We start from the raw sequence: 21,471 nt of genomic DNA, 5'->3' as shown, positions 1-21,471 counted from the left end.
CGTATAGAGCCTAATGAAGGGAATCAGGCCTTGCGCAGCCAGTAGGTGTAGACCCCGGCCTCGGCCGTTTCATGCAGCAGCGTATGACCGGCCAACTGGGCGAACGTGCGGAAATCGCGCTGGGAACCGGCATCGGTGGCGAGCACCTTGAGCACCGCGCCGCTGGCCAGGCGATTGAGCTCCATCTTCGCCTTGAGCAGCGGCAATGGACAGTTGAGACCGCTGGCATCGAGCTCGGCGTCACAAGTCGGGGTGTCACTCATCGGGCAGCGCTCCAGAACCGCATGGGGAAGGCCGCTAGGATACCGCCACTGGTCGGCATCGCGCGACCCGGCTACAGTAAGGCTTTTGACAGACGCGAGCTTCTGCATGAATCTACTGCGCCCCACCCTGTTGACGCTGGCCTGCCTGATGGCCCTCCCCGGCCACGCCGACGACCTGCCGTCACTGGGCGACGCCAGCTCCGCGATCGTCTCGCCACAACAGGAACACCAGCTCGGCCGCGCCTGGCTGAGCCTGTTGCGCGGCCAGGTGAACCAGCTCAACGACCCGCAGCTCAAGGACTTCGTCGAAGCCAGCGTGTACAAGCTGGCCGAGACCAGCCAGCTGCAGGACCGGCGCCTGGAGTTCATCCTCATCGACAGCAAGGAACTCAACGCCTTTGCCGCACCCGGTGGCATCGTCGGGGTCAACGGCGGCCTGTTCCTCAATGCCCAGACCGAAGGCGAGTACGCCTCGGTACTGGCCCACGAACTGGCGCACTTGTCGCAACGCCACTTCGCCCGGGGCGTCGAAGCCCAGCAACGCATGCAGCTGCCGATGATGGCAGCCTTGCTGGCCGGTATCGTGCTGGCGGCGGGCGGCGGCGGCGATGCCGGCATTGGCGTGATCGCCGGCACCCAGGCCGCAGCAATCCAGGAACAGCGGCGCTTTTCCCGGCAAAACGAACAGGAAGCCGACCGTTTCGGCATCCTCAACCTGGAAAAGGCTGGCTACGATCCACGCAACATGCCCAGCATGTTCGAACGCCTGGCCCGCCAGTACCGCTACGATGCCAAGCCGCCGGAATTCCTGCTGACCCACCCGGTCACCGAATCGCGTATCGCCGACACCCGCAACCGCGCCGAACAGGCGCCAAAGGGCGGCGTGGAAGATAGCCTGCGCTACCAGTTGATCCGCGCCCGCGTGCAGCTCACCTACGAAGGCACGCCGGGCATGGCCGCCAAGCGTTTCCGCGCCCAGCTCGACGAAACCCCGAACATGGATGCCGCCCGCTACGGCCTGGCCCTGGCGCAGATCAAGGGTGGCCAGCTCAACGAAGCGCGGGAAAACCTCAAGCCACTGCTGGCCAAGGCGCCCAACGACATCACCTACAACCTGGCACAGATCGACCTGGACATCACCAACAACCGCCTGGCCGACGCCCAGCAGCGCGCACAGCGCATGCAGGCGCTGTACCCAGGCAACTATCCGTTGAAACAGGTGCGCGCCGATCTGCTGGTCAAGCAGAACAAGCCGGCCGAAGCGGAAAAGGTGCTGGATGACTTGGTCAAGAACCGCCCGGACGATCCGGACGTCTGGTACGACGTGGCCGAAGTGCGCGGACTGTCAGGCAACACCATCGGTTTGCACCGCGCCCGCGCCGAATACTTCACCCTGGTCGGCGACTTCGACCAGGCGATCCAGCAGCTCGACTACGCCAAGCGCCGCTCGGGCAGCAACTTCCCGCTGGCTTCGCAGATCGACCAGCGCCAGCGCGAGATCATGGAGCAGCAGCGCATGGTCAAGGAAATGATGGGGCGCTGATACACAGCCAGAAAAAATCGCGGGGCAAGTCGGGTCGCCGCATCGCCGCTCCCACGCCAGGTATCACCGTGGCGTGGGAGCGGCGATGCGGCGACCCGCGACTTGCCCCGCGATGGCTTGTGCAACCAGTCAGGCGTTACCGGACAACTTCAAACGCGCCGCCTGGGTGAAGTCGAGCATGCGGTTCAACGGCTTGATCGCCTTGGGGATCAGCGCCGGCTCGACGAAGATCTCGTTGCTGCCATTGCGCAGGCAGTCCAGCACCCGCTCCAGGGTGTTCATGGCCATCCACGGGCAGTGCGCGCAGCTGCGGCAGGCCGCGCCGTTGCCAGCGGTCGGCGCCTCGACGAATTCCTTGTCCGGGCACAGCTGCTGCATCTTGTAGAAGATGCCGCGGTCGGTGGCGACGATGAAGGTCGTGTTCGGCAAGGTCTGCGCCGCCTTGATCAGCTGGCTGGTGGAGCCTACCGCGTCGGCCAGTTCGATCACCGCTTCCGGCGACTCCGGGTGCACCAGGATCGCGGCGTCCGGGTACAGCGCCTTCATGTCGGCCAACTGGCGCGACTTGAACTCTTCATGAACGATGCAGGCGCCATCCCACAGCAGCATGTCGGCACCGGTCTGCTTCTGGATGTAGCGGCCGAGGTGTTGGTCCGGCCCCCAGATGATGGTCTCGCCGTTGTCCATCAGGCTTTCGACGATTTCCAGCGCGCAGCTGGAGGTCACCACCCAGTCGGCCCGGGCTTTAACTGCCGCGGAAGTGTTGGCGTAGACCACCACGGTGCGCTCGGGATGCTGGTCGCAGAAGTCCGAGAACTCCTTGACCGGGCAACCCAGGTCGAGGGAGCAGGTCGCTTCCAGGGTCGGCATCAGCACGCGCTTTTCCGGGGTGAGGATCTTCGCCGTCTCGCCCATGAAGCGCACCCCCGCCACCACCACGGTCTCGGCGGGGTGATTCTTGCCGAAGCGCGCCATCTCCAGCGAGTCAGACACGCAGCCGCCGGTTTCCTCGGCCAGGGCCTGAATCACCGGATCGCAATAGTAGTGGGCCACCAGCACGGCGTTCTGCTTCTTCAGCTCGGCAGCGATGGCCGCACGGTAATCGGCCTCCTGCGCGGGCGTCAGCGGGTTGGGCTGCTTGGCATCAAGGTGCGCCTGGACCAACAGGCGTTCGGAAATCTGGGTCATGATCGCTGGACCTGCAGGGCGCTTGAGCGCGTCAGTCGAGTGTATCACCCGGCCCTGGCAGATCGGCTAGCGGTGCCGGACGGCCAGCGTCTCGGCCCCTCTGCGGGCGCGGATTATTGTCGGACGCGAAGGCTACAGGCAATCGGAAGGATGCAAAAGGGGTTTTTGCAGCCCTCCGTCGCGGGGTAAGTCGGGTCGCCGCATCGCCGCTCCCACGATGATGGGAGCGGGTCTGCCCGAGAGGTCAGCCCTGCGGCTGCAACGCCGCCAGGTGGCCGCTGATCAGCATGGCGAACTCTTCGACGGTCATCTTCTTGCCATTGAAGTCGACCATGCCATCAGCGTATTGCAGGCTCGATACCACATCAGTGCCTTCTACCGTGGCCATGCCGCTCTGCAATGCCATCATGCCGACCATTTCACCGGCCTGACTGGACTGCTGGGCGATGGCCTGGGCGTCGGTCTCGCCCTCAAGCAGGGCTTGCAATGTGGTCAGGTCGGCGACCATCGGCTTTGAAACGCTGAGCTTGGCCTTCAGCTGGGTCAACAGCTGCTTGCCGAGCTGGTCAGGCGGCAGGTCGAAGGAGCTGGGGCTGGCGAAGTCCATTGCCAGGTTGAAGTGGCTTTCGCCATTGGCGGTCTTGAACGCCAGCTTCTCCACGGCCACCTGGGGTTTGGCCACCAGCAACCGCTGCAGGTCGGCCTGGACCTTGGCCTGTTCCTCGGGGGTCATTTCCAGCGACGGGGCCTCGCCCTCGGCCGCCGCCTGCTGCATCTGCGGCAGCTGGGTCTGGTACCACTCCATCAGCGCCTGCATGGCCGCGATGTCGATGGACTTCATGGTCAGGACCATTTCTGCGCTGCCGACCTTGCGCCCGGCGTAGCTGATGTCGGCAACCTTGTATTCCAGGCGCCCGGCCAGCTTGTCCTTGGCCTCGCCCTCGGCGTTGTACAGGTTGTTCTGCTGCAGGCCCTTGAGCACCAGCACTTCCTGCTTCGGCCCGAAGGTCACCTGGGTGTCGGCCAGGGCCAGGTCGAAGTTGCCGACATAGACCATGTCGTGGGCGGTTTCGTGGAGCTTGCCACCGGCCTTGAAGCCGTTGAGCAGGATCTTCACCGGCGCCTGTTGCTCATCGACGAAATTCAACTCCAGGTGCTCGGCATTGCCGTGGATCTCCACCGCCTTGCCGTCGCGGTCACCGCGCAGTTGCAGTTGCAGGCCGGAGAAGTCCAGGACGTTGCCGTCGTCTTCCTTGAGCGTCACCGGCGCCAGGCGGATATCGCTGTCGACGCTGCCGTTGTAGCCGAGGCTGACCTGGGCGGTGACCGGTGCCTTGTCGCCAGCGGCAGTGAACCAGCCCTCGGTGAAGTCATCCTTGTCCAAAGCGCTGTTGCTGGTGGCCATGACCGGCATCAGCTTGAACGCCTTGACCCGCGACCAGGGGAACGGGCCGTGCTCGATCTGGTCGGTCACGCCAACCTGGAAGTTCAGCGCCTCGGCCTCCCCGAGCTGCACGTTCTCGGCCTTCAGACGGTAGTGCGCGGTGCTGGTGAAGAAGTGCTGGTCCAGCGAGACCAGCTCGATGGTCATGCTGCCGCCGTTGCCTGCTAGGGCCTTCTTCAGCTCTTCGTTGCCGCGCGCCACGGAGCGTTCCAGCTCCGCGGGCAGTTGCTTGCCGGTGTACCAGGCGCCAGCGGTGGTTGCGACGGCGATGGCGAGCGCCAGGCCGGAAAGGATGCCTACTGATTTCTTCATGAATAGAACCGATTGCTGTCCATAGGGAGGGCGATTGGGCGGACCACGGAAACGAGGGCACGCGGGGTGGCAAGAATACCATCGGCACCCGGCCGGCGCGGTAATGCTTGCTGGATTTCGTTTGTCGGCACCCCAAGGACAGCCTGCCTTGGCCAAAAGCAATGTAAATTTTTACGAACATCAAAATCGACTTACGATCCGCTCAATCGGCCAATAACAGTGCATAACGGCCAAAAAAACCGATTCCCCTTCCATCCAACTGACTACCTGTCATGTTTAACTTGACACCCAAACGACCATCGTTGTTTATTTCGCGCACCCTGCAGCTCCAACATAAAAGGTGAACAACATGGAGCCCATCCGCTCGACCTTGTCGTGCCCGTCACTCGCCGTGCCCGTTGTTTCGACACAGGAGCAGCGCCCGCATGCAGCCTGATCACAGCGCTCCCGGCGATGCCCAGTTCCGCAAGTCCCTGCGCCTTTGGCACGTGGTGATCATCGGCCTGGCCTACCTCACCCCGATGACCGTGTTCGACACCTTCGGCATCGTCTCTGGCATCACTGCCGGGCATGTGCCCAGCGCCTACATCCTGGCCCTGGCCGGCATCCTGTTCACCGCCGTGAGCTATGGCACCCTGGTGCGACGCTTCCCGCAGTCGGGCTCGGCGTACACCTACACCCAGCGCGCCATCAATCCACACGTGGGCTTCCTGGTCGGCTGGTCGTCGCTGCTGGACTACCTGCTGCTGCCCATGGTCAATGCACTGCTGGCCAAGCTCTACCTGTCGGCAATGTTCCCCGAAGTGCCGGCCTGGGCGTGGGTGGCCGGCTTCGTCACCCTGATCAGTCTGATCAACATGCGCAGCATCAACCTGGTGGCGCACTTCAACCTGCTGTTCGTCGCCGTGCAGGTGGCGATCATTTCGGTATTCATCTACCTCTGCTGGCGCGGCCTGGGTCATGGCGAAGGCCTGGGCACGGCCTGGAGCCTGGTACCGTTCGCCGATGACCAGACCCAGTTCGCCGCCCTCGCCGCCGGTGCGACCATCCTGTGCTTCTCGTTCCTGGGCTTCGATGCAGTGACCTGCCTGTCGGAGGAAACCCGCGACCCGGGCAAGACCATCCCCCGGGCGATCTTCCTCACGGCGCTGATCGGCGGCGTGGTGTTCATCGGCGTGTCCTACTTCATCCAGGCCTACTTCCCGACCATGCAGCGCTTCCACGACCAGGAAGCGGCCCTGCCGGAAATCGCCCTGTACGTCGGCGGCAAGCTGTTCCAATCGGTATTCATCGCCTGCACCGTGATCAACACCATCGCCTCGGGCCTGGCCTCGCAGACCAGCGTGTCGCGCCTGCTGTACGTGATGGGCCGCGACAACGTGATCCCGGCCGGGGTGTTCGCCCGCCTGCACCCGCGCTACAAGACCCCGGTGCTGAACATTGCGGTGGTCGGCCTGATTTCGCTGTCGGCGATCTTCTTCGACCTGGTCACCGCCACCTCGGTGATCAACTTCGGCGCGCTGGTGGCGTTCAGCTTCGTCAACCTCTCGGTGATCAACCACTGCTATATCCGTGAGAGGCAGAACAAGGGCCTGACGAACAACCTCAAGTATCTGGTGGCGCCGACGATAGGCTTCTGCATCATCGTCTCGCTGTGGCTGGACCTGAACGAACACTCCTTGCTGTTCGGCGGTGTCTGGGCCCTGCTTGGCGTGCTCTACCTGGCCTGGCTGACCAAAGCCTTCAGGGTTGCGCCACCGAACTGCATCGCCGAATGACCCCATCGACGCCCGCCTGACCGCGGGCGTTGTGTTTGCCCGAGAAGGAAAAGCCCATGTCGCAGCGAAGTCTGTCCATCCAGTGGAAGATCACCCTGCTCGCCGGCCTGTGCCTGCTGGCCATCGTCGCCCTGCTGGTGACTACCTCGCTTACCCAGGCGCGGCGCAGCGCAGAGCAGGTGTTCCAGGCCAATACCGAACTGCTCGACCACAGCGCCCGCCTGCGCTTGCAGGCCCACGGCGAAGCCCAGGCCCTGCGTATCCAGCGCTACTTCATGGATGCCTACCAGTACGGCAACGGCTTCGCAAGGCTGGTGCAGGCACTCAAAGCTCGCGGCGGTGACGACCTGCGTGCCGAACTCAGCCGCGAGGCCCGCGCCACCCTGGCCGGCAACACCGACCTGATCGGCCTGTATCTGGTGTTCCAACCCAACGCCCTGGACCAGCAAGATGCGCGCTTCGTTGACCAGGCCGAGAATGGCAGCAATGACAGCGGCCGCTTTTCGCTGTACTGGTCGCAGCCGGGCAGTGGCGCCCTGGAGGTGGAGACCATGCCCGAATCGATGCTCGCCGACACCAGCATCGGCGCCAATGGCTCGCCTTACAACCGCTGGCTGACCTGCCCTCTGGAGACGGCAAAGGCCTGCGTACTGGACCCGTATTTCGATGAAGTCAACGGTCATCAGGTACTGATGACGAGCATCGCCCTGCCGTTGCTGGACAACGGCAAGGTGGTGGGTGTGGTCGGCCTGGATATCGGCCTGGACAACCTGCAGCAACTAAGCCTGGCGGGTCGCCAGGAGCTGTTCGACGGCCAGGGCCAGGTCAGTATCATCAGCCCCGCAGGGCTGCTGGCCGGCCACAGCCAGGATGCCGGCCAGTTGAGCAAGACGGTACAGCAAGCGTTCGGCGCCAGCGCCATCGCCCTGGCAGCGCCGCTGCGCGCCGGCCAGGCTGTCGAGCGACTGGACCAAGGCACCATGCGCATTTCCCGGCCCTTCACGCCAATTCCCGGCGCGGCACCTTGGCAAGTACTGCTCGAATTGCCCGAACAGGTGCTGCAAGCGCCTGCGGTCACTCTCAACCAGCGCCTGGATAGCCAGAACCAGCAGGCCAACTTCGTCAGCCTGCTGATAGGAATGGTTGCGGCCGTGCTGGGCCTGTTGCTGGTGTGGCTTACCGCCCGCGGCGTAACTCGGCCGATCCTGGCCGTGGCTGCCCGCCTGCAGGACATCGCCAGCGGCGAAGGCGACCTGACCCGACGCCTGGAGTACGCCCGCGATGACGAACTGGGCCAGCTCACCGGTTGGTTCAACCGTTTCCTCGACAAGCTCCAGCCGGTGATCGCCCAGCTCAAGGCCTCCTTGCATGAGGCCCGCGGCACGGCAGACCAATCGGCGCTGATCGCCAGTCAGACCAGCGATGGCATGCAGCAACAGCACCGCGAGATCGAGCAGGTAGCTACCGCCGCCAACGAGATGAGTGCTACCGCCCACGACGTCGCCCACAATGCCGCCCAGGCGGCACAAGCCGCGCGCGGCGCCGACCAGGCGACCCGCGACGGCCTGGCGCGAGTGACCGCCACCCGCGAGGCGATCGGCCAGCTGGCGGGCGGCATGGACGCGGCCATGGACGAGGCGCGTGCCTTGGCAAGCCGCGGTGAGCAGATCGGTTCGGTGCTTGAGGTAATCCGTGCCATTGCCGAGCAGACCAACCTGCTGGCACTCAATGCCGCCATCGAGGCTGCCCGCGCCGGTGAGGCTGGGCGTGGTTTCGCAGTGGTCGCCGACGAGGTGCGCAACCTGGCTCAGCGTACGCAGGTATCGGTAGAGGAGATCCGCCAGGTGATCGAGGGACTGCAGCAAGGCACACAGGACGTGGTCGGTGCCATGCATGCCGGCCAGCGCCAGGCTCAGGACAGCGCGGCGCAGATGGAGCAGACCCTGCCGGCGCTGCAACGCATCGGCGAGGCGGTGACGGTGATCACCGACATGAACCTGCAGATCGCCTCGGCGGCCGAGGAACAGAGTGCCGTGGCTGAAGAAGTCAATCGCAACGTGGCGGGGATTCGCGATGTGACCGAGGCGTTGTCTGGACAGGCCGACGAATCAGCACGAATCAGCCAAGCGCTGAACCGCTTGGCCAACCAGCAGCAAGTCTTGATGGAGCAGTTCCGGGTATAGCGCTGTGTTACGCCTGATCGTTATCCACAGATCAACTTCTCCCCACTCGCCACCGCTACGCCAACCCAGCAGCCCTAAAGCCGCGACTTCAGGAGCCACCTTTTGGCCTCCTGAAGCCGCAAGCTGTATCGCCTGAACGATCTCGCGCCTGGCAACAACAAGCTCACCTGCCATGTAGAGCACTCGTCGGTCTCTGCGGGCCCTTCATGAATTGTTGACGATCTTTTCACGCCGCCCCCTTTAGCTTCGCCTGCCAACCGATCCGGCAGGCAACCGCTCTCTGAGGCACACGTGTCCCGCACAACTCTTCCCGCTCGCACATCCATCGACTGGCCTGGCCTCGGCTGGCTCCTGCTGTTCTTCTGGTACTTCTCCGGCGTGACCCAGGCCTTGCTGCTGTTCAGTGGCACCACCGGCTTCGCCGGCTTTCGCGATGCCCTGTTCCTCAGCAGCCTGTGGCTGGCCCCGGTACTGCTGCTGCCGCGCCTGACCCGCCCGCTCGCCGCAGTGATTGGGCTAGTGCTGTGGGCTGGATCGCTGGTGGGCCTCAGCTATTTCGGCATCTACCGGCAGGAGTTCTCACAAAGCGTCATCTTCGTGATGTTCGAATCCAACACCGCTGAAGCCGGCGAATATTTCAGCCAGTACTTCAGCACTTGGCTGTGCCTGGGGCTGCTGCTCTACAGCGCGATCGCCGTGCTGCTGTGGCGGCGCATCCGCCCGGTCACCCTGCCGCTGTACAGCCGTCTGCCGGTGGTTGCGGTGCTGCTGACTGCGACCCTGGGCTACCCGTTCTACAAACAGATGGTCTCCCAGCAACGCAATTTCGCAGACGCTCGCGAAAAGGTTGAACAACGCATGGCGGCTGCAGTGCCCTGGCAACTGGTGGTCGGCTACCGGCAATATCGACAGCAGTTGGACAACATGCAGGCACTGCTTCAACAGAACGCCGCCCTGCCGCCCCTGCAAAACCTCAAGGACAGTAGCGGCGACGCGCCGCGCACCCTGGTGCTGGTGCTAGGCGAATCCACCACACGCGAACACATGCATTTGTACGGCTACGACCGCGACACCACGCCGAACCTCGACGCCCTGGCCGCTCACGACAAAGGGCTCACCGTATTCCGTAATGTCGTCTCGCCACGCCCCTACACCATTGAGGTGATGCAGCAAATCCTGACCTTTGGCGACCAGCAGCACCCTGACCGTTTCCTCACCGACCCATCGCTGATCAACCTGATGAAACAGGCTGGCTACAAGACGTTCTGGATCACCAACCAACAAACCATGACCAAGCGCAACACCATGCTCACGACCTTCTCCCAGCAGACGGACGTGCCGGTCTACCTGAACAACCAGCGCAACCAAAACGCCAGCCAGTATGACAGCGTGGTGCTGGAACCTTTCGACAAGGCCCTGCGCGACCCCGCCGACAAGAAGCTGATCATTGTCCACCTGCTCGGCACGCACATGGACTACCGCTATCGCTATCCCGCCCAGTTCGATCATTTCAAGGACGCGACCGGCGCGCCGGCGGCGCTGGCACCCGAACAGGTACGCACCTACAACTTTTACGACAACGCCGTGCGCTACAACGACTTCGTGGTCTCAGACCTGATCAAGCGTTATTCGGCAAGCACGCCGAACGGCTTCCTGCTGTACCTGTCCGACCACGGCGAGGATGTCTATAGCTCCGGCAACCATGATCGCCTGGGCCGCAACGAGGCCAATCCAACCCGGCCGATGTACACCATCCCTTTCCTGCTCTGGACCTCGCCCAGCTGGCAGGCGACGCACCCGCGCGACCTGCAGGCGATGGTCAACCGTCCGTACAGCAGCGCACACCTGATCCATACCCTGTCCGACCTGGCAGGCCTGAGCTACGACCGCTACGAGCCGGCCAAGAGCCTGGTCAACGACAGCTTCACCGCCAGCCCGCGCTGGATCGGCGACCCGTACGCGAAAAATGGGCTGCACAAGTTCGACAACCTGCCCGGCACCCAAGCCAAGCCAGAACAACGGACCGCTAGCAGCAGTACGCTTCACCCTGACGAAGGCTGACTGCCCGCGACCAGGAAGCCCCCATAGCACGCCCTTCGCTTGAAGGGCTCCCCCCAAAAACCGATATCTGGCCTCCAGGTATCGGTTTTTTTGCCGCTAAATGATGAATAAATTTCCGGCATATTGTTTCGTACATTTCATACCGATGACAAAACGACAATATAACAAAGCAAAATGACGTCTATTGCCCTCAGTAAACATGGGCAATTCAGTTGGATGCGTGCAACTAAACGGTTTTACTCAGGAAAATATGACGAAACCATGCATTCCAAAAAGTAATGATGTAGCAACTAATTGTCGTTTGTTGCGAACACCTTTCAACGCCAATACTGATTTCAATCAAAGTAATCGTTCCGCGCCGCAGCTCTGGAGAAGCTGTAGGCAGATCGAGGGCCTATCCGCCCGACAACTGCAAACTTGAAGTGGTCAGTTCACAACAAAAACAACAACTCACTCGCATGCAGATCCAATAGGTTGCCCATGACCCATTCGAACAACAACGGAAGTTTGACTGCAGCAGCCCCACCTTCCGGACACCTGAAACGCACCCTCACCAGCCGTCACCTGAACATGATCGCCATTGGCGGCTCTATCGGGACCGGCCTGTTCGTATCCTCTGGCGCCACTATTGCCCAGTCCGGCCCCGGTGGCGCGCTGCTGGCCTTCGCGGTGATCGGCCTGATGGTGTATTTCCTGATGACCAGCCTCGGCGAGCTGGCCGCATGCATGCCGGTCAGCGGTTCGTTCTCTACCTACGCCTCACACTACGTGGACGAAAGCTTCGGCTTCGCCCTGGGCTGGAACTACTGGTATTCATGGGCAGTGACCATCGCCGTGGACCTGGTGGCCGTGCAGATCATCATGGTCTACTGGTTCCCGGACACCCCGGGCGTAATCTGGAGCGCAGCCTTCCTGGTCCTGCTGTTCGCCCTCAACGTCGCCTCGGTGCGCTTCTTCGGCGAAGCCGAATTCTGGTTCGCGCTGATCAAGGTCGTCACCATCATCCTGTTCATTGGCGTGGGCATCCTGATGCTGCTGGGCATCCTTGACGGTGGGCAGGAGGGCGGCACCCACCTCTGGCAGCTCGGCGATGCGCCGATCGCCGGCGGCCTGCCTGCCCTGATCGGCGTGGCGATGATCGTCGGCTTCTCATTCCAGGGTACCGAGTTCGTCGGCATCGCCGCAGGCGAAACGGAAAACCCTGGGCGCAACATTCCCAAGGCAGTTCGCCAGATCTTCTGGCGCATCCTGCTGTTCTATGTGTTCACCATCATCGTGATCGGCCTGTTGATCCCCTACACCGACCCCCGCCTGCTCAAGGACGGCCTTTCGGACATCACCATCAGCCCATTTACCCTGATTTTCTCAAAGGCTGACATGCTCGCCGCCGCCGCAGTGATGAACGCGGTAATCCTGACCTCAGTGTTGTCCGCCGGCAACTCGGGCATGTACGCCTCCTCGCGCATGCTCTACAGCCTCGCCCTGGAGCGCAAGGCGCCGGCGATATTCGCCCGGGTGACGCGCAGCGGCACCCCGGTGTGGGCGCTGCTGGCAACTGCAGCGGTCGCCGGCCTGTGCTTGCTGAGCTTCCTGTTCAGCCCCGGCAAGCTGTACCTGTGGCTGCTGAACACTTCCGGCATGCTCGGCTTCATTGCCTGGCTTGGCATCGCCATCAGCCACTACCGCTTCCGTCGCGGATACCTGTTCCATGGCAACGACCTGGCGAAACTGCCGTATGTCTCGAAGTACTTCCCATTCGGCCCCCTGTTCGCCTTCGGCCTGTGCATGGTGGTGATGCTCGGGCAGAACTACCAGGCCTTCATCGGCGGCCAGATCGACTGGATCGGCGCCTTCGCCACCTATGTCGGGCTGGTGCTGTTCGTGGTGGTGTGGCTCGGACGCAAGCTGCTTAGCGGCTCCAGGGTGGTGCGCTACAGGGAAATGGATTTCTCCTATATCGAGACACGCAAGGCCCAACACAGCAACGCAGAGCCCTGCGTCGAGGCGGTCGCGGCCAGCCAGCAGCCCGCCTGAAAACTCCATCGGCGGACCCGCCTCGGTCCGCCCACCTGCGTCATGGAACCCTTATGAACAGCACCCTCGACTCCTACTACGAAGCCAGCGCCAGCAGAACCCTCTACCCTGCCCAAACGGGACGCACCGATGCCCGTGTGTGCATCCTGGGCGGCGGTCTGGCCGGGCTTTCGACCGCGATAGGGCTTGCCGAGCGCGGAGTGAGCGACGTGACGATTCTTGAATCACAACGTATCGGCCACGGTGCCTCGGGGCGTAATGGCGGCTTCGTCTTCGGCGGCTACAGTCTCGGCAGCGCGGACTTGCTGTCGGCACTGGGCGCCGACGAGGCCCGCAAGCTGTATCGACTGACCCTCGAGGCCGTCGACCTCATTCGCGAGCGCACCCATCGCTACGCCATCGATTGCGATCTGGTCGACCAGGGCGTGATCCTCGCCAACTGGTTCAACGACCCATCGCGCCTGGACAAGCCGCGCCAGTTGATGAAGGAGGTCTATGGCGTCGACTGGCAATACATCACCCCAGGCGAACTGAAGGAACAGCTCAGGACCGGACGCTATTACGGCGGGTTGCTGGAGCGCAACGCATTCCACTTCCACCCGCTCAAATACGTCTGCGGCATCGCCGAGGCTGCCACCCTAGCCGGGGTGACAATCTACGAGCAGTCGCCGGTGACCGGCATCGAAAAGAAGGCTGGCGGTTACATCGTGCGCACCCGCCAGGGCGAGGTTCATGCCGAGGAGGTCGTGTTCAGCGCAGGGGGCTACGCCCGAGGCGTCTACCCCCCGATCGAGCGCGCCGTGCTACCGATCGCCACCTATATAGTGACCACCCCACCACTGGGCGCGCACCTGCCGGATGCCATCAACTGCCAGTCGGCCATTTACGACACACGCTTCGCCTTCGACTACTACCGCCCGTTGAAAGACACCCGGATCCTCTGGGGTGGACGCATCTCCATCCTCGACCGCGGGCCCCAGGCCATCGCCAGGTTGCTCAAGGCTGACTTGGTCAGCGTCTACCCGCAACTCGAAGACGTGGAACTGGAATACGCCTGGGGCGGCTTGATGAGCTACGGACGCCACCAGATGGCGCAGATTGGCCAGGATGGTAACGGCATATGGCATGCGGTCGGATTCGGCGGCCATGGCATGGCACCGACCACCGTTGCCGGCGAAGTCCTGGCGCAGGCCATCGCTCACCGCCAGCCGATCCCGAGTGGTTTCAGCCAGTTCGGCCTAGACCGGACCTTTGGCGTGGCCGGCCTGCTGGCGGCGCAGGCCACCTACACCGCTTATCAAGCACGAGACGCCTTCGATGCACGGCGCCTTAACCGCTGACGTCGGCACGCCATTGCTGGAAATGCCGAGAAGAAGACCGTACGCCATCAGCCCAAACGCACCACCGCGCCCTTGACCTTGTCGAGCAACTCCGACATTTTGAATGGCTTGACCAGCATGTCCATCCCAGCCCCCAGGAACGCTTGGCGGTCCAGCGCCGCATCGGCATACCCGGTCATGAACAGCACCGGCAGCCCCGGTCGATGCAACCGTGCGATATCAGCCAGCTCTCGCCCACTCATGGTGGGTAATCCAACATCAGTCAGCAACAGGTCGATGCTCTGCAGCTGCTGCAGATGCTGCAACGCCTCATCGGTGGTCGACGCCAGTGTGCAGCGGTACCCTGCCTCGTCCAGCGCCTCGGCCACCGACAGTCGGACCGAGGCCGTGTCCTCCACGATCAGCACGTGCTCGCCATTGCCCTGCTGGTCATTCCCTACCTCGCGGTCCACGCTGACCGCCGCCTCATCGCTGGCCGGCAGCAACAGCGTCACCTCGGTACCCTCGCCAACCACGCTGCGCAGCTCCACATGCCCACCCGACTGGCGAGCGAAACCGTAGATGGTCGACAAGCCCAGACCAGTGCCCTGGCCGAGGGGCTTGGTGGTGAAGAACGGATCGAAGACCTTGTCGATCAAGCCGGCCTCGATACCGCTGCCGTTGTCGCGCACGGTCACGGCAACGTAGGCGCCATCGGCGAGGTTGGCGTCGCCTTGGCACCAGACCGCCGAGGTATTGACCCAGATGTGCCCGCCTTTGGGCAGGGCATCGCGGGCGTTGATGACCAGGTTGAGCACCGCGCTTTCCAATTGCACCGGGTCGACCAGGGCGATGGCCGGCAGGGTGGACAGCTCCAGGGTCAGGGTGACTCGTTCACCGATCGTGCGGGTCACCAGTTCCTCAAGCGAGCGCACGTGCTGGTTGACGTCAACTGGACGGGTATCGAGCGGTTGCTGACGGGCAAAGGCCAGCAGCCGCTGGGTGAGCACAGCGGCGCTGTTGGCCGAGCTCAGCGCCACCTCGGCGTACTTCGGCACCTTATCCACACGGTTTTCCGCCACCCGCTTGCGGATCAGCTCAAGGCTGGTGATGATGCCGGTAAGCAGGTTGTTGAAATCGTGGGCGATGCCCCCGGTGAGGCTGCCCAGGGCGTCCATTTTCTGCAACTGCAGCAGTTGCGCCTCGGTGCGCACGCGCTCGGCTACTTCCTTGGCCAATTGGCTGTTGGCATCGTCCAGACGTGCCAGGTGAGAGCGCTCGCGGTGACGGTGTTCGGTAATGTCCTCGACGAACACCAGGCATAGGCCAGGCGCCTGGTACGGGGAAAGTTGCCACTCAGTGTCGCGCGGTTGACCATGCAGACGCATGCCCAGCGTGCCTTTCCAGCGCGCCCCCCGTACCAGGTGCTGGCGCAACTCCTCAAGCGCGTTCAGCTGGCCATCGGCGAAGCACTCGTGCAGGCGTTGCGGATCGCGGTTGTCCTGCACCAGGTGGGCGAAGGCATGATTGCATTCGTGCACCTTCAGGTTGCCGTCGAGTACGGCAATGGGGGCGGACACACCCCGGAAGATTTCCTGGAAGCGCGCCTCGCTCTGGCGCAAGGCCCGCTCGGTATCGCGCACCCTCAACAGGGTGCGCAGGGTGGCCAGCAGCACATCCGGGTCTACCGGGTGGACCAGATAGGCATCAGCACCGGCATTCAAGCCGGTAATGATATCGCCGCTCTGGATCGATGCCGCCGACACGTGGATCACCGGCAACAGCGCCGTGCGGCTGTCCTCACGCAGCAGCCGGACAATGTCGAAACCGCTCATGTCCGGCAGGTTGACGTCGAGGATCAGTGCATCCACTTGCTCGTCGCGAATCAGCGCCAGCCCCTCCCCGCCGGTGCCCGCCTCAAGTACTTCGTAACCGTGCGCACCGAGACGACGACGCAGGGCGTAACGGGTGGCGACGTTGTCGTCGACGATCAGCAAGCGCAGGTCAGGTTTCATCAACGTTATCCTGGGCCAAAGCCAGTGGAATGATCACGAAGAACGTCGAACCGACACCCGGCTCGCTGTGCACGCCCACCTCCCCGCCTAGCAGCGCGACGAAACGCTTGCATAACGACAGCCCCAGCCCGGTGCCACGCAGGCGTTTTTGCAACGGTGAATCGACCTGGGCGAAATCCTCGAATAGCGTACCCAACAGGTCCGAGGCGATGCCGATGCCGGTGTCGCTGACGGCGAAGCGGATGTGTTGAGCATCGACGAGTTGCGCCGATACCCGCACTTCACCGCGGGTGGTGAACTTCAAGGCATTGGAGATGAAGTTGCGCAAGATCTGCGCGAGTTTCTTGTCGTCGGTGTAGAGACGCGGCAGCCCCACCGGCTCTTCGAAAATCAGGTCGACCGCCGTGGCGTCGACGATCGGCCGAAACATCCCGCGCAGCGCCGCGAACAGGTCGAACATGTCGAACCAGGCCGGCGAGATGGTGATGCGCCCGGCTTCGATCTTGGCGAGGTCGAGCAGGTCATCGACCATGTCCGACAACTCGCGGGTCGCATTGCTGACAAAGGCCACTTGGCGGTGCTGCTCTTCCGACAGCGGCCCGTCGAGCTCGTCGGCCAGCAGGCTGGTGATGCTCAGTATCGAGCCCAGCGGGGTGCGGAACTCGTGGCTCATGTACGACAGGAAGCGACTTTTCAGGTCTGACGCCTGGCGCAAGTGCTCGGCCTGGATGTCGAGCTCGGCATACAGGGCCAGCACTCCTTGATTGGTTTCTTCAAGCTCGGCGCGCAGGGCCTCATTTTCAGCCTGCAGGCGCGCAACCTGCTCGGCGTCTTGCATGGGAAGCTCAGCCATGGTCTGGCTCCAGGTCGATGACCAGCACCGTCACGTCGTCCCGCCCCCGGCAAAAATCGCGGTGCAGCACGGTAGCAATCACCGCCGGATGGCGATGCACCAACCCGGGGTACTCTTGCAGGTTCCAGCGCGACTGCAGGCCGTCGCTGTAGAGGATCAGCAGGTTGCCCGTCACGTCAGCGTAGTCGAAGACCTGGGCCTTGCGATATTGCCCGCCTACGATCCCTGGTAGCGAAGGCATACCGCGCATCCGCGTCGGCGCCACCAGGCTGGCGCCGATGTTACCGATGCCGGTGAAGGCCATATGGCCGCTGCGCAGATCGTGTTGGGCGATGGCCACCGCGCCGCCGCGGGTACTGCTCATCGCCAGGTGCAGCCGCTCGATCAGCAGAAGTGGATCCATAAAGGCGTGCTCGGCGAATGCCGCTGCAGCGCTCTGGGCCGCCTCCTCGGCTTGCTGGCCATGCCCCAGGCCGTCGACCAGCAAGGCGCTGAGGCGCCCATGGGTGAGCTTGACGTGCCAGGTGTCGCCGCAAGCCGGATCGTCATGTAACGCATGATGGCTTACACCGATGCGCAGATCGCGGTTCTTGGCATCGCGTCGGTACACGCGAGCCATGATCACCGAGCCGCGAGCGTCGGTGTGCATATCGAACACCTCGGCCAGGCGTGTCACCGCTCCCAGGCCAATACCCTGGGTGCCGCCGGTGGAATAACCATCGGCCAGGCATGTCTGAGCATCGAACCCCTGGGCCCGGTCCACTGCCACCAACTCGATGCCCAGGCCACTGGCACCAGGCACGGTGCGCAGGTGCAAGGCGCCCTGTCCGGCGTGCTTGAGCACATTGCTGGCCAGCTCGGTAGCCAGCAATGCCACTCGGCCAGCCTCCTCGCTGTCGAAGCCTTGTTGCTCTGCCAGGTGCTTTGCGGTGCGCCGGGCGTGCCCGACCTGGCTGGCCTCATCCAGGGGCAGGACCAGCGTCCTGCTGGCGGGAATGTTCATATCCATCGCGTGATCGTCACTCGCGTGCCCTCGCCTGGCACGGTGTCGAGCTCGAACTCGTCCACCAGACGGCGCGCACCGGTCAAGCCCAGGCCAAGGCCATTGCCGGAGGTCCAGCCATCGGTCAGGGCCAGCTTCAGGTCGGCGATGCCTGGCCCTTCGTCGCGAAATAACAAGCGCACACCGGTGCGGCCCGCTTCCTCGAGCACCTGCCAATCCATATCGCCCCCGCCGCCATAGACCACGGTGTTGCGTGCCAGCTCGCTGACGGCGGTAACCAGCTTGGTCAGATCCACCAGGCGCATGCCGCAGTCGCTGGCCAGTTTGCGTGCCAACTGCCGGGCCAGTACCACATCCTGCTCGATGCGTACCGGCAGGCTGCCACTGTGCTCGCCGCTCATGGCCGCCTCACATGCTGGCTGAGCCGCTGCATGCCACGCTCCACATCCAACGCCGTGCTCACCCCAGGTAGGGTCAAGCCCAGCTCCACCAAGGTAATGGCCACGGCCGGCTGCATGCCCACCACCATCACTCGGGCATCCATCAGCCGCGACAGGCTGGCGATGTCAGCGATCATCCGGCCAATGAACGAATCGACCATGTCCAGCGCCGAGATGTCGAGCAACACCCCTCGGGCGGAAGTGGCGCTGATGCGGTCGGTAAGGTCGTCCTGCAAGCGCATGGCCAGCTTGTCATGCATGTCGACCTGAATGGTAACGAGCAGGAACTCGCCCATCCGCAAAATCGGGATACGCTCCATGGGCTTATACCTGCTCGCCCAGGTTCACGCCCAAGCGCTTGAGCGCGAGCTTCAGGGCATCGGCGAGGTTGGCCTTGGTGGTCAGGGTGCCCAGGTCCAGCCCCAGATGCACGATGGTCTGCGCGATCTGCGGGCGCACGCCGCTGATGATGCAGTCGGCGCCCATCAGACGGATGGCGGTGACGGTCTTGAGCAGATGCTGGGCGACCAGGGTATCGACAGTCGGCACACCAGTGATGTCGATGATGGCGATTTCCGAACCGGTGTCGACGATACGTTGCAGCAACGACTCCATCACGGTCTGGCTTCGTTGCGAATCGAGCGTGCCGATCAGCGGCAGGGCCAGCACGCCATCCCACAGCTTGACCACCGGAGTGGACAGCTCCAGCAACTCTTCCTGCTGGCGCTTGATAACCGCTTCGCGGGTCTTTTGGAAGGTGCGGATGGTGTGCATCCCTAAAGTGTCGAGCAATTCGGAGATCAACCACAGTTGCTCGGCCAAGCGCGCCGGGTCGTCGCTGAAATGCGTTTGCAGCAGGCTGAACAGGGGCCGCTTGAGGGCGAAGATGAAATACGCCGCCTGGTGCGAGTCGTGCCCCAGTTGGGCACGGCTGGCCGAGAGCCTTTCCAGGAACCGGCGGGCTTCGTCCCAGTCGCTGCTGACAATGTCATTGCCACTGTCTGCCTGCAAGACATCGATCAGCAGTTGCAGGAAATCGCGGGTTTCCTGCGACAGGGTTTGCTCCTTGATATTACGGGTAGCGCCACTGGCCTCAAGCGCCGCTACCCATTGCACCAACAGTTGCGCATGATTGTGCTTGATTGCTTCCAATGTGCTGCCGTGCAGTGATGCCATGTGCGTTCGCTCCTATGCGGTTAGGCCGGCATCCCCATGAACAGCCGACCTGCCAAGAATGACATTTAGCGCTGCAAATAGTTGTAGAGAATGAAAAGATAAATGCAAAAAGCCACCGCGCCGGAGAAGCGGGCATTGGTGAAGGGAATAATGAGAGTGGCTGGATCAGCGACAACGTGCGATAGAGCGTGTGAGCTCAAAAAGCACCAAGTCTTTGTGTATTTTGGCCCAGAAACGAAAAAACCCGCCAATAGGGCGGGTTTTTCGTATCAACCATTCCAGACCGGAAATGGCTGAGAATATGGTGGGTCGTGTAGGATTCGAACCTACGACCAATTGGTTAAAAGCCAACTGCTCTACCAACTGAGCTAACGACCCGTTGGATGGCGCGTATATTACTGATTTCTCAGAAGAATTCAACACCCAATCGCAAATTTTTTTCAAAAATACCGAGTGGGGTCCTCTACACCGGCGGCCTTGAATCCATCAGCGCGCAAGCGGCAGCTGTCGCACTTGCCGCAAGCACGCCCGTCATCATCGGCCTGGTAGCAAGAAACGGTCAGACTGTAGTCCACGCCACGGGCGATACCCGCCTGGACGATCTGCGCCTTGCTCAGGTTCTGCAGTGGCGCCCGAATACGGAAGCCCTGCCCTTCCACCCCGGCCTTGGTAGCCAGGTTGGCCATGCGCTCGAAGGCCTCGACGAACTCCGGGCGGCAGTCCGGGTAGCCGGAATAGTCCACGGCGTTGACGCCGATGAAGATGTCACGAGCTTCAAGCACTTCCGCCCAGCCCAGCGCCAGAGACAGGAACACGGTGTTGCGAGCCGGCACGTAGGTGACCGGGATCCCGTCGCTCGGCGCCTCAGGCACATCGATGCTGCTGTCGGTCAGGGCCGAGCCACCGATGCCATCGAGGTTCAGGCCGATCACCTTGTGCTCGACCACGCCCAGGTCACGGGCAACCCGTGCCGCGGCGTTGAGCTCGGCGCGATGGCGCTGGCCGTAGTCGAAGCTCATGGTGTAGCACTGGTAGCCGTCGGCCTTGGCCATGGCTACCACAGTGGCCGAATCCAGGCCACCGGACAGCAGGATTACCGCGCGTTTGTCAGTCATGTCTTTCTCCTCAGCGTCCAGGTTCGTCGTTCCACAGCAGCTTGTGCAGCTGCAGCTGGAAGCGCACGGGCAGGTTGTCGGCGACGATCCAGTCGGCCAGGTCGGTGGCGCTCACCTGATGATGGCTGGGCGAAAACAGCACTTCACCGGCGCGCTCGGCCAGGTTGTACTGGATCAGCTTGGAAACCGCCCAATCGTAGTCCTCGCGAGAACAGATGACGAACTTGACCTGATCGTTGCCGGTCAGCAGCTCGATATTCTCGTAGCGATTGCGGTGAGACTCCTCGGAGCCTGGAGTCTTGAGATCGACCACACGGCTGACCCTTGTGTCGACACCACTTATATCGAGGGCGCCACTGGTCTCCAGCGACACTTCATAACCGGCGTCGCACAGCTGTTGCAGCAGAGGCAGCGCGTTGGGCTGTGCCAATGGCTCGCCGCCGGTCACGCAAACATAGCGCGGTTTGAAGCCGGCCACCTGCTCTAGGATGGACTCGAGGGTGCGGATAGTGCCGCCACTGAATGCATAGGCACTGTCACAGTACTGGCAGCGCAGGGGGCAACCGGTCAGGCGCACGAAAACCGTGGGCAGCCCGGCCGTTCGCGTTTCACCCTGCAACGAGTAAAACACTTCGGTGATGCGTAATGTGTCTTGCATGATCGCCACGGGCGTGACAGCTGAACAGGCTGTCCGCCTCCGTCAGGCACTGTCGCGGACTCGACAAAGCGTTATCCGCGGCAGCG

17 protein-coding genes, 1 tRNA gene and 1 pseudogene are annotated in these 21,471 nt (G+C 62.8%); 7 read left to right on the top strand and 12 right to left on the bottom strand.

The window, feature by feature from the left end:
• Positions 1-23: 23 nt before the first annotated feature.
• Complete coding sequence (locus OH705_RS12650) at positions 24-263, bottom strand: sulfurtransferase TusA family protein (RefSeq protein WP_023630920.1); 240 nt, start codon at positions 261-263, stop codon at positions 24-26.
• Positions 264-369: 106 nt separating this feature from the next.
• On the opposite strand from OH705_RS12650, the gene OH705_RS12645 reads away from it, so the two are divergent.
• Positions 370-1,806 (top strand): M48 family metalloprotease, encoded by a 1,437-nt coding sequence (locus OH705_RS12645; RefSeq protein ID WP_267302310.1) that lies wholly within the window; start codon positions 370-372, stop codon positions 1,804-1,806.
• A gap of 129 nt (positions 1,807-1,935) precedes the next feature.
• Here OH705_RS12645 and nadA read toward each other — a convergent pair whose 3' ends face one another.
• Together nadA and OH705_RS12635 are read right to left on the bottom strand one after the other, a co-directional pair.
• Entirely contained in the window at positions 1,936-2,994 is a 1,059-nt protein-coding gene (nadA, locus tag OH705_RS12640; protein WP_267302309.1) for a quinolinate synthase NadA, read from the bottom strand.
• Between the two features lie 244 nt (positions 2,995-3,238).
• Entirely contained in the window at positions 3,239-4,750 is a 1,512-nt protein-coding gene (locus OH705_RS12635; protein WP_094010078.1) for a YdgA family protein, read from the bottom strand.
• A gap of 425 nt (positions 4,751-5,175) precedes the next feature.
• Between OH705_RS12635 and OH705_RS12630 the strand changes: the two genes are divergently transcribed.
• The 6 genes and pseudogenes from OH705_RS12630 to OH705_RS12610 all read left to right on the top strand — a co-directional run bounded on the left by OH705_RS12630 (position 5,176) and on the right by OH705_RS12610 (position 14,146).
• Positions 5,176-6,528: an APC family permease gene (locus OH705_RS12630; protein WP_094010079.1), complete on the top strand. Its 1,353-nt coding sequence runs from the start codon at positions 5,176-5,178 to the stop codon at positions 6,526-6,528.
• 56 nt (positions 6,529-6,584) lie between these two features.
• Positions 6,585-7,853: pseudogene (locus OH705_RS29295) on the top strand (HAMP domain-containing protein); the annotation flags it as partial.
• A gap of 102 nt (positions 7,854-7,955) precedes the next feature.
• Positions 7,956-8,711, top strand: coding sequence for a methyl-accepting chemotaxis protein (locus OH705_RS29290; RefSeq protein WP_376786905.1), 756 nt, complete (start codon positions 7,956-7,958; stop codon positions 8,709-8,711).
• Between the two features lie 291 nt (positions 8,712-9,002).
• The gene (locus OH705_RS12620) at positions 9,003-10,772 is read left to right on the top strand and encodes a phosphoethanolamine transferase CptA (RefSeq protein WP_094010081.1); all 1,770 of its coding nucleotides are present in this window, start codon (positions 9,003-9,005) and stop codon (positions 10,770-10,772) included.
• A gap of 480 nt (positions 10,773-11,252) precedes the next feature.
• On the top strand, positions 11,253-12,806 hold the full coding sequence (locus tag OH705_RS12615; RefSeq protein WP_267302308.1) for an amino acid permease: 1,554 nt from the start codon (positions 11,253-11,255) through the stop codon (positions 12,804-12,806).
• Positions 12,807-12,859: 53 nt separating this feature from the next.
• Positions 12,860-14,146, top strand: coding sequence for an NAD(P)/FAD-dependent oxidoreductase (locus OH705_RS12610; protein WP_023628755.1), 1,287 nt, complete (start codon positions 12,860-12,862; stop codon positions 14,144-14,146).
• A 47-nt stretch (positions 14,147-14,193) separates the two neighbouring features.
• Here the strand turns inward: OH705_RS12610 and OH705_RS12605 are convergent, their stop codons facing one another.
• The 9 genes from OH705_RS12605 to queE all read right to left on the bottom strand — a co-directional run bounded on the left by OH705_RS12605 (position 14,194) and on the right by queE (position 21,385).
• Positions 14,194-16,140, bottom strand: a complete 1,947-nt coding sequence (locus OH705_RS12605) for a response regulator (RefSeq protein WP_267302307.1) — start codon at positions 16,138-16,140, stop codon at positions 14,194-14,196.
• The gene (locus OH705_RS12600; RefSeq protein ID WP_023628757.1) at positions 16,130-16,993 is read right to left on the bottom strand and encodes a sensor histidine kinase; all 864 of its coding nucleotides are present in this window, start codon (positions 16,991-16,993) and stop codon (positions 16,130-16,132) included. Before OH705_RS12600 ends, OH705_RS12605 begins: the two co-directional genes overlap by 11 nt.
• Positions 16,986-17,996 (bottom strand): ATP-binding protein, encoded by a 1,011-nt coding sequence (locus OH705_RS12595; protein ID WP_267302306.1) that lies wholly within the window; start codon positions 17,994-17,996, stop codon positions 16,986-16,988. The genes OH705_RS12600 and OH705_RS12595 overlap by 8 nt, the downstream gene beginning before the upstream one ends.
• Complete coding sequence (locus tag OH705_RS12590) at positions 17,993-18,397, bottom strand: anti-sigma regulatory factor (protein ID WP_023628759.1); 405 nt, start codon at positions 18,395-18,397, stop codon at positions 17,993-17,995. The genes OH705_RS12595 and OH705_RS12590 overlap by 4 nt, the downstream gene beginning before the upstream one ends.
• A complete protein-coding gene (locus OH705_RS12585) occupies positions 18,394-18,756 on the bottom strand; it encodes an STAS domain-containing protein (RefSeq protein ID WP_023628760.1) in 363 nt (120 codons plus the stop codon). The genes OH705_RS12590 and OH705_RS12585 overlap by 4 nt, the downstream gene beginning before the upstream one ends.
• Positions 18,757-18,760: 4 nt before the next feature.
• Positions 18,761-19,612, bottom strand: coding sequence for an STAS domain-containing protein (locus tag OH705_RS12580; RefSeq protein ID WP_110604919.1), 852 nt, complete (start codon positions 19,610-19,612; stop codon positions 18,761-18,763).
• A 302-nt stretch (positions 19,613-19,914) separates the two neighbouring features.
• A tRNA-Lys gene (locus OH705_RS12575) sits at positions 19,915-19,990 on the bottom strand.
• A gap of 62 nt (positions 19,991-20,052) precedes the next feature.
• On the bottom strand, positions 20,053-20,727 hold the full coding sequence (queC, locus tag OH705_RS12570) for a 7-cyano-7-deazaguanine synthase QueC (RefSeq protein WP_267302305.1): 675 nt from the start codon (positions 20,725-20,727) through the stop codon (positions 20,053-20,055).
• Positions 20,728-20,737: 10 nt separating this feature from the next.
• Positions 20,738-21,385, bottom strand: coding sequence for a 7-carboxy-7-deazaguanine synthase QueE (queE, locus tag OH705_RS12565; protein ID WP_110604930.1), 648 nt, complete (start codon positions 21,383-21,385; stop codon positions 20,738-20,740).
• Positions 21,386-21,471: the final 86 nt, after the last annotated feature.

Source organism: Pseudomonas sp. BJa3 (assembly GCF_026343815.1).
Taxonomy (GTDB): domain Bacteria; phylum Pseudomonadota; class Gammaproteobacteria; order Pseudomonadales; family Pseudomonadaceae; genus Aquipseudomonas; species Aquipseudomonas soli.
Note: the sequence above shows the minus strand (reverse complement) of the source record. Positions and strands in the feature narration are given on the sequence as shown.